This window comes from Mycolicibacterium arcueilense, from assembly GCF_058536225.1.
This window is the reverse complement of the sequence record NZ_JBZTYL010000016.1, coordinates 131,973-144,415: the sequence shown is the minus strand read 5'-3', so window position 1 is coordinate 144,415 and position 12,443 is coordinate 131,973. Positions and strand designations below refer to the sequence as shown.

Genomic DNA, 12,443 nt, shown 5'->3' with positions numbered 1-12,443 from the left:
GGTGTGGCAACGGGCCTATGCGGCTAACCACTCCGTGCGGTCGACGACTACGGCTGGTCGTTTTGTTCGAAGGAGTCCGCGGAACCCTTCAAACCGTCCGAGTAGTAGTCGAGCAGATCGGTCTTGACCACCACCGAGCCGTCGACCCAATCCTTTTGCGCCAGATACCCCGAACTGCCTTTCGCGTAGCCATCACCCATCTTGTCGTCACCCCACGCGGCACCTTCGGCTGCCAGATTCGATTGAAGGCTGGACAACACGTTCTTCATCCTGACGCTGACATCGTTCAGGTTCCTCGAGGTCGCCCGCAGGTCAGAAGGTCCGACACCGAGCTCGTCAGCCATCGATTCAGCTCCTCACCGTGGGAAATGCGGATTCGTCCCGGTCGTCGGCCTCAGGGTCGGTCGCCTGGACGGCCGCATCGTCGTTACCGAACACCGATCTGGTCAGGTCTCGCAGATCAGGCGCGGTGTCGGCGATGTCGGACAGCGATGGCATCATCCGGCGCCGTTCTTCGATCGGCATCATCAGGGCGGCCGCCCGCTGCGCCACATCGTGCGCCGCGGACTGCGCGGCCGCGGTGACGTGGCCACCGAGTTCTTCGAGTTCGTACTCATCGACGTACGACTCGTCGATGACGGTCTCGATGACATGACCCCGGGCGTCAACTGTCACCCGGACCAAGCCATCGGCCTCCTCGGCAGTCGCGGTGAGCTGCGCCTGCTCGCGCTGCACCGCAGCAATATCGGCCATCTGCTCCGAGACCAGGGCGAGCACCTCGGTCATCTGATGCCGGAGGGCATCGTTACTCATTCCGACAAGTGTTCCAGATTCACCCAGGCACTGCCACGCTCTTTGCCGAATTCGATTACGGCCGACCATATTTGAGTGCACGGACAATTACGTTTGTGAAATTGCCATCGCCGCAAAGCCACTCACACCGTAATTTGCCACCATCGCGTAGATAACAGAGATTTACTCGACAGTCCGCATCTCCCGGCGATAGCTCTCACGCCCTCGGCCGGTCGGCGCGTTCTTTGCCTCCACCATGGGTATGGCGGGTGCGGTCACCGGTACTGGGGTCCGCCTCGCAGCCGGGGAAACTTTTCCGCCACTGCGGCAGCGAGTTCCAGATAGGCCTGGAGGGTGGCCGGGTCCAGCAGGTCGAAGTCGACGTCGGCGCCCTCGGCCAGGTGCGGATCGAACGGGATCATGTGCACCGAGCGGCAACGGGCCTCGAAGTGCTCGTAGACCTTGTCCAGTTTGAGCTTCGCCGACCCGGGTCGCGAGGCACTCAGCACCACATGCGCTTCGCGGACCAATGCCGAGTGTCCGTGCTGCATCAGCCAATCCAGCGTTGCCGACGCACTGCGGGCCGCGTCGATGGCCGGCGAGCTGACCAGCACGATCGCATGCGCCAGATCAAGCACACCCGCCATCGCCGAATGCATTATCCCGGTACCGCAGTCGGTGAGGATGATGTTGTAGTAGCGACGCAGGATGCTGACGGTGCGGCGGTAGTCGGACTCGCCGAACACTTCCGAAACCGCGGGTTCCTGCTCGCTGGCCAGCACCTCCAATCGGCTGCCCGCCATCCGGGTGTGGCTGCGTACGTCGGCGTAGCGCTCGATGTTGGGATCCGACAGCAGGTCGCGCACCGTGGACTCGCTCGACACATCCCGCACCCGTTCGGCGAGCGTTCCGCGGTCCGGGTTCGCATCCACCGCGATCACCCGGTCGTGGCGCATCATCGACAGCGCCGAGCCCAATCCCAACGTGGTGGTGGTCTTTCCCACACCACCCTTGATCGACAGCACGGCGATCCGGAAGTCACCCGCGATGGGCTGGCGGATCTGGCCCAGCAGATCTTCGCGCTCCCGCTCTTTGCGCGACTCACCAGGACTGACCCGTCCGGCACTGGCCAGGTGCACCGCACGGCGCCATCCGGAATGAGGTGCGCTGCGGGACCGGTTCAGGATCCCGGCGTCGTCGAGCGACGGAGGCACCGGCGAGTACTGCGGCGGCTGGGTCAGACCCGGCGGCGGCATGGGCGGCGGTGGCGGCATGAAGCCCGGTGGCGGCAACGGCGGAAGTGGTAGCGGCGGCGGTGGAACCGGCCTCAGTGGCGGAATCGGAATCAGCTCAGTCGGCTCAGGAGCCGGCGGCTCCGGCTCCGGACCTGGAGCTGGACGTTCAGGTTCCGGCTCAGGCCTGCGCGGCTCGTCGAGGTCGAACCGTTCCGCGAACTCCCTTGACCCGATAGGGCTGTGCATCTGCCACGGCGGCGGGGCGAGCCGGCGGGCCGGTGCCGCGGGCGGGGGCTCGGGCTCCGGTGTCGGCTCGGGAGCCGGAGCCGGCTTCGAAAAGGCGTCGGTCACGTCGTCGGCGGGCGATGTGGCGGTATGGATCTGCCGAGCCGACCGTTGTGCCGCAATCTGTTCCAGCAACGCGGCAGCGCGGGCCTCCACCTGGTCCAATTCACCAGGTGCCAGGTCGTCGAGCGATCTGGGCTCGCCGATCGGCCGATTCTCGTCCGGCATCTTTCCCCTAACTCACCTGGTCCGTCGCCGGGCAGCAGCCACCGCTACCGCCGCCACCATCAACGCAAGACACGCCGCGGTGACGGTGAAGACGATCCTGCGGGCCCGCACATTACCCGGATCAGGTTGCGGTGGCCCGCTGATCGGTGAAGAGGCAGTGACATCGCGGCGGTCGGCCGCAGGTGACAGCTGGTAGGTCAGTGCCGCGACAGGGTCCACGACTCCATAACCCGTGGCCTGGTTGGGTCCATTCCCCGGGGTGCGAGCAGTGCGTTCGACCAGATCCTTCACCTCACCAGCGGTCAGACTCGGATACCGCGACCGGATCAACGCCACCACACCCGATACGAACGGCGCCGCGAAGCTCGTGCCGTTGAGCGGGGCCAGCCCCTGCTGGCCGAACTGCGCGTTGCTCAGCCCGGGCCCGCCCGGGTCCAGCGAGGTGACCCGCTCACCGGGTGCGGCCACGGCCACCCACGGCCCGTGCAGGCTGAAGTCGGCCGGGGTGGCCGATGTGGTCACCGCGCCGACGGTCAGGACATAGTCGGCGAACCAGGCCGGGCTGGCGATGGTGCTGACGCTGTTCCAGCCGTTGTGCAGCGGTTGGTTCGGATCGTTCATGTTGTTCTGCGCATTGCACATGCTCTGGCTGTTGAAATTGCCCGCCGCGGCCACCACCACGACATTACGTTCGTAGGCGTAGCGCACCGCGCGCCCGAGTTCACGGTCGTCCAGGCCGGCCGAAACAGGCGCGCAGGCTACCTCGGACAGGTTGATCACCGTGGCGCCGAGATCCACCGCCCGGGTGATCGCGAGCGCCAGGGTGTGCGTGTTGCCGTAGCCGATCGACGTCGCGTTGGGATCGTCGTTCTGGCTGCTGCTCGTGCCCGCGACGCTGTAGGCACCGCTGTTCTGGCGGATCGACAGGATCGAGGCGTCGGGGGCGACCCCGGCGAAGCTGTCACCGTCGGCGGGCGTGGCGGCGATGATCCCGGCGACCAGGGTGCCGTGCGCGTCGCAGTCGACCAGGCCGTCACTGCTCGACACGTAGTCACCGCCGGGCTCGAGTGCGGGCAGCCGGGGATGCCGGTTGACGCCGGTGTCGATCACCGCCACCTTCTGCCCGGCACCGCGGGAAAAGCGCCAGGCCCTGCGGTATTCGAGCATCGCCTCGGCGCTGGTCTGTTTGGTGAAGTCGGTGCCCGGCAGCACGCCGGTGGGGATACCGCAGATCGCCTTCAGTTCGGTGGGCTGCGCCGGTGCGACGGGCCCGCTCGGTGGCGGTCCGGGCTCGACCACGGGCGGAGTCACGGCACCGGCCGGGGGTGCCCCGAAGCCGGCCAGCGCCACGGTCAGAACGACGGTCACCACCGCCGAGTACCGCCGGGCGCTCACTAGCCGCCCAGCCGTTCGTACAGTCCGAGCGGCCACAGCGCCAGCGGTATCACCGCCGCCACGGCCACGTATTCCAGATACCCGAAGACGGTCCGGAACCGGCGAACGTATCGGACCGTGACGCCGCCGACCGCGACCACCGCAAGCACGGCGACCCCGGTGAGCTGCAACGGCCACACCCCGGACTGGGCCTGCACGCAGGTGATCAGGACGAGCCCCAGCGCCGGTACCCCGACCGCCACCCGTTCCGGCCAGGTGGTCGCCCGACGAACGTGCAACGCCAACACCGACGCACAGATCAACGCGAAAGCGAAGGCGGCCCAACCCGTCTCGACCCGCATCAGCACGGTCGCAGCGATCAGCGCCACCGCCGCCGCGCCGGCCTGCAGGCCCGAGCGGGTCAGCACCGCCGCATGCACCCTGGCCCACACCTGTTCCGCGCTGGGCATCGGGGTACCCGAAGGGACCGGTACCGTCGACGTCGTGAACGGGTCATCGGTGCGCGATGGCTCGCTCGATGCCACCGGGTACTGGTCGAGCCGCGCCGTCAATGCAGGCACCGCCAGACACCCGAACACCGCAATGACGGCGACGACCGTGGCCACCATCGCGACCGGCACCCCCAACGCGCGGCTCGCGAACGCCACGGTGCCGAATCCCAGCACGACCGCGGCGGACACGTATGACCAGTGACCCGCACCGATCACGCGGTGACAGATCGCGGTGAGCCCCAACAACACTGCGCAGGCACCCGCCAGCCCCGCGACACCGTGCGGTGCAGCCACCACCCAGCCCGCCGCGGCGCCGACCGCGACCACCGACGGACCGACCGCGGCGGCGATATCGGCCCGGCCCAGCATCCGGCGCGCGAGTGCGCCACCGGCGACCAGCGCCACGCTGGTCAGCGCTGTCGCACCCAGGATCACCGGCCGGTGCGGCGACAACGCCGGGGCGAGCAGGAGCACCACCCATACCGCCGAGCACAGCCACAACCCGGCGAAGGCCATCGTCCCCGCCGCGGTGGCATTCCACGCCGCGTACGAGGCCCGGTTCAGCCGGGCCGCCGCATCCACCACGTCGTCGTACAGAGTGGGCGGGGACAACGCCCGGCGAGCCGAGAGATGCAGCAGCTCACCGTTTTCCACGCCGGTCTCGCGCAGGGTCCGATCGGGGTCCAGCACGCCGGCCCCACCTGCGCGACTGAGCACCCAGAACGTCCGTCGCTCGTCGCGGTCGGCCAGGTCGTCACTGCGCTCGGCGTCGCGGGACTTGATCAACCGGGCCAATTCCGGCAGGAACGCCGCCACCGGCACATCGGCCGGCAGCGCGACGTCGAGTTGGGTGCGGCCGCCCACCACGGACACCCGTATCGCCTCGGGCGCCGCGGACACCACGTGCAGCTCCCGGAGCTCCTCGACCCCGGTCACAGGTCGGGCATCCGGGACAGTTGAACCACGCCGCTACGGGTGGTCCGCGAGACCAGCATGCCGCGGCCCGGAGGCATCGGCCCGGCCTTGTATCCGCCGAACAGGCCCCCCTCGTCTCTGCTGCCGCTCATCACCAAACCGTTGCAGGACAGGTCTTTCAGGCGCCCGACGATCGGATCCATCATCGCCCGCCCGGCACCACCGCTGCGCCGGGTGACCACGACCCGCAGGCCGATGTCACGGGCCTGCGGCAGATACTCGACAAGCGGGCCGAGCGGATGGCTCAGCGACCCGCCGGGGATCAGGTCGTAGTCGTCGATCATCACGAACAGGTCCGGCCCCGACCACCAGGACCGATCCTTGAGCTGCTGCTGGGTGATGTCATTGGGCGGCAGCCGATCCTTGAGAGCACCGGCCAGGGCCATCATCAGATCCGTGCATGACTGCGGGGCCGTCGCATAGCCGCCCAGGTACTCGTCGGGGACGACGCCCAGCATCGAGCGGCGGAAGTCGACCAGGATGATCTTGGCCTCCACCGGGCTGGCGTTCTCCATCACCCCGGCCGCGATGTTGCGCAGCAGACCGGTCTTGCCGCATTCGGTGTCGGCGAACGCCACCAGGTGGGGCTGAGAATCGAAATCCAGGACCACTGGCGCCAGTTCGTCCTCGTTGATGCCAATCGCAATGCGGGCCTTGCTCAGTTGCCCGGCATCACGGGCCACCCGCACGACGTCGTCGCGGTTCACGTCGTGTGGCAGCATCCGCACCCTCGGCGCCTCGCGGTCCTGGTAGTGCGCGCGGACAGCCTCGACGGCACCGGACACGCCGGCGGGCAGATCCTCCACTGCGGAACTGGAATCGAGCCTGGGCAACCCGATCAGGATGTGCAGTCGCTCGGAGTTGATTCCGCGTCCGGGCCGCCCGATCGGCACCAGCTCCGCAGACCGCCGCGCCACCTCGCTGTCGATCGGGTCACCGAGACGGAGCTCGACGCGGGTACCGAGCATGTCCTTGACCGCGGGCCGGATCTCCATCCAGCGTGACGCCGTGATCGCCAGGTGCACGCCGTACGACAGACCCTGGATCGCCAGCGATTGGATCACCTGGTCGAGCGATTCGAAGTCGCTCTTGATCGACGCCCAGCCGTCGATGACCAGCACCACGTCACCGAACTTGTCCTGGCTCACCTCGCCTTTGGCCTTGCGCTGACGGAAATCCCGCATGGATTCGATGCCGAGTTCGCGGAACAGTTGCTCGCGGGACCGCAACACCCCGGCCACCTCGGCGACGGTGCGCCGGATCGCGTCGGCATCCATCCGGCCGGCCACCCCGCCGACATGCGGCAACTTCGCCAGGCTCGTCAGGGTGCCGCCACCGAAGTCCAGGCAGTAGAACTGCAACTGCTCGGGAGTGTGGGTCGCGGCGGCGGCCAACATCAGCGTGCGCAGCGTGGTGGACTTGCCCGACTGCGGCCCACCGACCACCGCAACGTTACCCTGGGCGCCGGACAAGTCGACCATCAGCACGTCCCGGCGCTGATCGTAGGGCCTGTCCACCACACCCATCGGCATCCACAACCGGCCGTTGACATTTGCCGGAGCTGCCCAATCAGAGTCCGGCAGAAGCTCGTTCACGGCGGGACTGTCGTCGAGCGGCGGCAGCCAGACCTCGTGGGCGGGCCTGCCGTGGCCACGCAGCCGGCTGACGACCATATCGAGCAGTGTCTTCTTGGTGGGACCTGAGCTGGCCCGCTCCGGCTCGGTCTCCGGCATGTCGTGCGGCAGCGGCACCCGCTCGGGCACCGGATCCTTCTTGACCGGCGTCGCGGTGAACAACTTCGGCGCGAGCGCACCCAGCTGGGTCACCCGACCGGTGCGCGCCGACACCCGCGGCTTGACGTACTCCCCCGAGACATAACACGCGTTGAACCGGATGGGTTCGGAGGCATCGCATTTCAGGAACGCCGAACCGGGCACGCTGGGCAGGTGATAGGCGTCGGGCACGCCGAGCACGCTGCGCGACTCACCTGCCGAGAACGTCTTGAGGCCGAGCCGGTAGGACAGGTGCGAGTCCAGGCCGCGCAGCTTGCCCTCCTCCAGCCGCTGCGACGCCAGCAGCAGATGCATGTGCAGAGACCGGCCGAGCCGGCCGATCATCACGAACAGCTCGGCGAAATCCGGCTTCTGGGACAACAGCTCGGAGAACTCGTCGACCACGATGAACAGGGCGGGCAGTGGTTCCAGGTCCGCACCCGCCGCCCGGGCCCGCTCATACTCGGAGACGTTCGGGAAATTGCCTGCGGCGCGCAGCAGTTCCTGGCGGCGGTTCATCTCACCGGCCAGCGCGTCGCGCATGCGGTCCACCATCGTCAGTTCGTCTTCGAGGTTGGTGATGATGGCCGCGATGTGGGCGATCCCGTCCAGACCGAGGAACGTGGCCCCACCCTTGAAGTCGACCAGCACCAGGTTGAGCTGCTCCGGAGAGTGCGATGTGATCATCGAAAGCACCAGGGTGCGCAGGAATTCGGACTTTCCCGATCCGGTGGCACCGATACACAGCCCGTGCGGGCCCATCCCGCCCTCGGCCGCTTCCTTGATGTCGAGTTCGATGGGCTGACCGTTCGGGGTGATCCCGATCGGGACCCGCAGCCGTTCTCGCAGGGACCGCTGTCGCCACACCTGTTCGGGCACGATCGCGGCGGCGTCGGGGATCTTCAGCAGCGCCATCAGGCCGGGGTCGACCGCCCGCGAATCGGCCTCCAGGCTGACGATGTGCGCGGCGTTCGCCGGGCGGTAGCGCCCGATCCGCCGAGCCGTGGTCTCGGCCTCGGCGATCGTGATGGTGTCCGGGGTGGCGAACCGTTCGACCCCCACTGCGGTGCGGGCGGCCACGTCGTCACCCTCGACCACCAGTTGCAGGCTGCGCCGCGCCGAGGCACCTGGTCGCAGGCCGTTCAGGTCCAACAGCGTCACACTGTCCAGGCCGGCGTCGGTGATCAACTGCTCGTCGCCGGTGACGAACCCGTCGTCTAGTACGACGACGAGTTGCTTGAGTCCCTGGGTCGGCTGGGCATTGCGGGTGAACCGGCCACGTTCCGCCAGCTCAGAGGACAGCGCGGTCTCCATCAGCTCCAGCGTGGGGAACAGCAGCCGCATCGAACCCATACCGTCGCGGGTCACCGCATGCTGTGCGTGCGGCAGCCATTTGACCCAGCTCCAATTCTCCCCGTCGGGGTTGGCCGTGACGATCGCCACCTGCACATGGTCGGGTCCGTGAAAGGCGCACAGTTCCAACACCATCGAGCGCACCAGTTGCCGCGCGAGCGCACGTTCACCTTCGAAGGTGATGGTGGGAAACGCCCGCAGCGACACCGCGGTGGGCAGCGCGTGCACCACGGAATGGGTCTTGACGAACCGGCGCAGCGCCACGGTCGACACCGGCTCCAGGTCCTCCGGCGGTCCGGTCTCGGGCGCCATCAGCCGGGTCGCCAACCGGTGGGTCCCGATACCGACCCGGATATGGCAGTAATCCGCATCGCTGGGCCGCCGCTCCCACATCCGACGGGTGCCCACTACATCGGTCAACGCCCGCGGATCGGGATGGCTCCACTCCAGCGCCGTGCGTTGTTCGGCCCCGGTGGTATCGGCCTCCTCGCGAAGATTCGCTAGATAACTGAAGTAGTCCTTGCGTTCCTCGTTGAGCTCGGCTGCGGCTTTGCCATTTCGGTTCCCGCCGCCCATGAACATACCGACCATCGACATGATCATCATCATCGGAAAGAGCAGGAACATCGGGCTTCTGGCCATGTCCCGGCCACCGACCGTGACCATCAACGCGATCATGCCGATGACCGCCACCAGCATCACGAACGGCATCAGGCGCATCGCCAGGTTGCCCGGGATGGCGCGCGGAACCTCGGGAGGTGGGGCCAGGCTGACCTCGCCACCGGGCATCCTCGGTGGCGCCACCCGAAGTCGGCGCACGAATCCCTGCGTACTCAACCTGCCCTCCCGGAGCTGCGGTGCCGGATGCTGGGTATTGTTCGGGTCAGCAATCCCATTGCGCAGGAGGCCGACTGGATTGTGACCCTACTTGAGTCAGAGCTCGAAGCCGAAGCTGAACCCGAACTCAGTCGCTTGACCTTGGTGGTCGGCGAACTGAACATCGATGTCGGGCTGCCTGCCCACGTCAGCATCGCCCAGTACATTCCCGATGTCATCGATATCGCGAATGAACAGATCTCCGCGAGTGACTCGGTCATCGAATTTGACGCTGCCGACGGGAATTGGACGTTGGCACCGCTGGGCGGCGAACCGATCGCCCCGCACCTGTCTCTCGGCGAGGCCGGCATCTACGACGGTGACCTGCTGATGATCTGTGCGGTAGGCCAGCCGGTCAGCCCACTGCTGTTCGACGACGTCGACGACACCCAGACCGTCGAGCAGGGAACCGTACGCGGCTGGGTCGCCGGCAACGCGTCCGCATTGGCAGGCTTCGGCGTCACCGCGGCCGCCGCGGTGACACTGGCTTCGGTGTTGCCGCATTGGGTGACCCAGCCCGCCGTGCCCGCCGCGGCGCTGGCCCTTGGTGTGCTGGGGATGGTGCTGGCCTGCCTGGTGGCGCACCGGTCAGCGGCCACCCCGGCCGCGGCCTGGACCACCGCGGTGTCGGCACCGCTGGTGTTCGCCGGTTCGCTGTACGTGGTCCCCGACGGTGCCGGCGCCACATCCCTGCCGATGGCGTTCGCCCTCACCGCCTTCGGCGCCCTGCTGGTGCTCCTGGTCTCGGGAACCGGATCCGCCGTGTACACCGCGATCATCGCGGCAGGCACTTTCGGCGGCGTCAGTTCGGCCGCAATGTTGCTGTGGCAGCCGCCCATCCGCACGGTCGGCGCTTTGCTCGCGACGGTGGCCGTTATCGTCGTCTATCTCGCCCCGCGGGTCACCATCGGCTTGTCGAAACTGCCCATTCCCCGTGTCCCGACGGCAGGCGAACCGCTCGACGACATCGAGACCCAGGGCGGTCCCACTGTCGAGGGCGTCAACGCGATCGGCAAGCAGATCATCCCCACGGAGGAGGATCTGATCAGCCGGGTCCGGCGGGCCAACCAGCATCTCACCGGGATTCTGGTCGCCGCCGCGCTGGCCGCGGTGGTGGGCTGCTACCTGGCGGTGGATGTCAGTAACGGTTTCTATTGGCAGGGAACAGTTTTCGCCCTCATGGTGGCTACCGTGCTGTGTCTGCGCGGCCGCGGCCACCATGATCTGGTGCAGTCGGCAACGCTCATCGGCAGCGGGTTGACGATTGCCGTCGCCGTGGTTCTCAAGACCGCGGTGAACGTCGAGGAATGGCAGGTCCGCGCGGCGGTGGTGCTGCTCGCGCTGATGGTGCTCATCCTGGCGTGTGGCCTGGCCGCACCGTTGCGCGAGTTCTCCCCGGTGATGCGCCGTCAGGTCGAGATACTCGAATACATCGCGGTCGGATCGCTTTTCCCGTTGTGCTTCTGGATCATCCGGGTCTACGCGTTCTTCCGCGAGATGCGCCTCTGACTAGGGCTTACCGGTCGACACCTTCGTGCTGTCCGGGTCGGCGGCCATGCCGTCATGCGCGACGAGGGCCGCTTCCTGGGACAGTTCCGGCCCGGGCGGCAGCAGCGATATCACCGGCCACGGCGCCCACTGCGGGGCATTGGCCGGGCCGTCGGGAACCTTGACACCGCTGACCCCGAGCGCCTCGGCCGTCGGCAGATCCTTGATGTGGTAACGCACTCCGGTGTCGGAGACGTAGAACAGCTGCCCCGTCGAGCGGCTGTCCGGGTCGTTGCCCGTGGCCTGCACGTACTCCCCGGCCCCCGGCGTCAGATACACCGAATCCACGGCGGGCCCCGTCCCATCGGCGCTGGCCAGGCGTACCGTCTGCGCTCCCTCGGCGGTGGGCAGCCGGTGCCCGACGAGCAGCCGCACCTCGGCCCGCGCGTCGGTGTTGGATCGCTGCCAGCCCATACATGCCACCCGGTCGGGATTGGGCGACACGATCCGGGGCGACACCAGCGGGTAATGGTCGATCGGCAACCGGTGCACCGTCGGCACCTCGGCCAGTGTCGCCGGGGCGATCTCGGCAGCCTGCCCGGTGGCCACCTCGCCGGACGCGCCGTACCGGATGATGTCAGCCGTGGCCTGCGATATCGGCTGCAGACCTTCGCGCAGCACGACGTAGAGCTGTTCGCCGCGGGAGTCGACGGACTTGACGACGGCGCCGACGGGATGGTCCGACCCGAGCGGGCCGGGCTCCCCCGAGCCCTGGATCAACACCGGCGTGATCGGATCGACCAGCGGGAAGGTGTTGAGCAGGGACAACGACATCGGTCGGGTCGCGGCACCCTGGAGGTGAAGTCCGTTGACCAGGACCGGATCTGACAGGTCGATCGGAGCGCGCACGCCGCGGTAGACAAGATAGGTGGTCCCGCCGGTTGCGGTGAGGATCGCCTCGGCGGGATCGACCGGGCGGATACCTCCGTCGAGCACCGGATCGTTGGCCAGGACGGTGGTCTGCAGGCTGGGCATACCAGTGGTCTCGGTGACCGCCGGTGTCAGCAGGTTGTCGCAGACGGTCCACGACGACATCGCCAGGTCGTCGCCGCCGCTGATGCCCGCGGGGGCACCGACGATGCCGACCATGGGGCCGCGCGGCACGGCATCGAGGAATTTGTCGTCGACCTGCTTGGGACTGTCGCTCTTTCCGACGATCAGGCGGGCCGACGCCAGATTCAGCACGGGATGGATCTGATCACCGATCCGGACGAACGGCGCACCGCTGGACTTGCTCAGCACGATCTGCGAATCCCCGAGATTGGGGGCGGGCTTGAAGAACGCCATCACGGCCGACGCTCCGGTGATCAGCACAGCGATCACCGCGCCCACGATCAGAGCCCTGGTCTGCCCCCGCATCGGGTCGTGGATCATCCGCGAATCGCCCCGGATGAGCGCGTGCTCGAGCCTGCGGAGCAGGAAACGGTAGCCGTTGACTTGGGCGCGAGTGGTAACTTGCGCTGGCATGCGTAGGGTATAGCACGTCCGCACCA

The 12,443-nt window shown here is 67.7% G+C and carries 7 protein-coding genes and 1 pseudogene; 1 reads left to right on the top strand and 7 read right to left on the bottom strand.

Annotated features, from left to right (window positions below):
• Nucleotides 1-47: 47 nt before the first annotated feature.
• The 6 genes and pseudogenes from AC4LGL_RS19330 to eccCa form a co-directional block, all read right to left on the bottom strand.
• The gene (locus AC4LGL_RS19330; protein WP_491840193.1) at nt 48-344 is read right to left on the bottom strand and encodes a WXG100 family type VII secretion target; all 297 of its coding nucleotides are present in this window, start codon (nt 342-344) and stop codon (nt 48-50) included.
• A 4-nt stretch (nt 345-348) separates the two neighbouring features.
• Entirely contained in the window at nt 349-813 is a 465-nt protein-coding gene (locus AC4LGL_RS19325; protein ID WP_491840192.1) for a YbaB/EbfC family nucleoid-associated protein, read from the bottom strand.
• A 254-nt stretch (nt 814-1,067) separates the two neighbouring features.
• A pseudogene (locus AC4LGL_RS19320) lies at nt 1,068-2,423 on the bottom strand (MinD/ParA family ATP-binding protein); the annotation flags it as partial.
• Nucleotides 2,424-2,552: 129 nt separating this feature from the next.
• The gene (gene mycP / locus AC4LGL_RS19315; RefSeq protein ID WP_491840191.1) at nt 2,553-3,935 is read right to left on the bottom strand and encodes a type VII secretion-associated serine protease mycosin; all 1,383 of its coding nucleotides are present in this window, start codon (nt 3,933-3,935) and stop codon (nt 2,553-2,555) included.
• Nucleotides 3,935-5,362: a type VII secretion integral membrane protein EccD gene (gene eccD, locus AC4LGL_RS19310; protein WP_491840190.1), complete on the bottom strand. Its 1,428-nt coding sequence runs from the start codon at nt 5,360-5,362 to the stop codon at nt 3,935-3,937. Before eccD (AC4LGL_RS19310) ends, mycP begins: the two co-directional genes overlap by 1 nt.
• Complete coding sequence (gene eccCa, locus AC4LGL_RS19305; protein ID WP_491840189.1) at nt 5,359-9,363, bottom strand: type VII secretion protein EccCa; 4,005 nt, start codon at nt 9,361-9,363, stop codon at nt 5,359-5,361. Before eccCa ends, eccD (AC4LGL_RS19310) begins: the two co-directional genes overlap by 4 nt.
• 27 nt (nt 9,364-9,390) lie before the next feature.
• Between eccCa and eccD (AC4LGL_RS19300) the strand changes: the two genes are divergently transcribed.
• Nucleotides 9,391-10,911: a type VII secretion integral membrane protein EccD gene (gene eccD / locus AC4LGL_RS19300; protein ID WP_491840188.1), complete on the top strand. Its 1,521-nt coding sequence runs from the start codon at nt 9,391-9,393 to the stop codon at nt 10,909-10,911.
• On the opposite strand, the gene eccB is transcribed toward eccD (AC4LGL_RS19300), so the two are convergent.
• Complete coding sequence (eccB, locus tag AC4LGL_RS19295) at nt 10,912-12,417, bottom strand: type VII secretion protein EccB (protein ID WP_491840187.1); 1,506 nt, start codon at nt 12,415-12,417, stop codon at nt 10,912-10,914.
• Nucleotides 12,418-12,443: the final 26 nt, after the last annotated feature.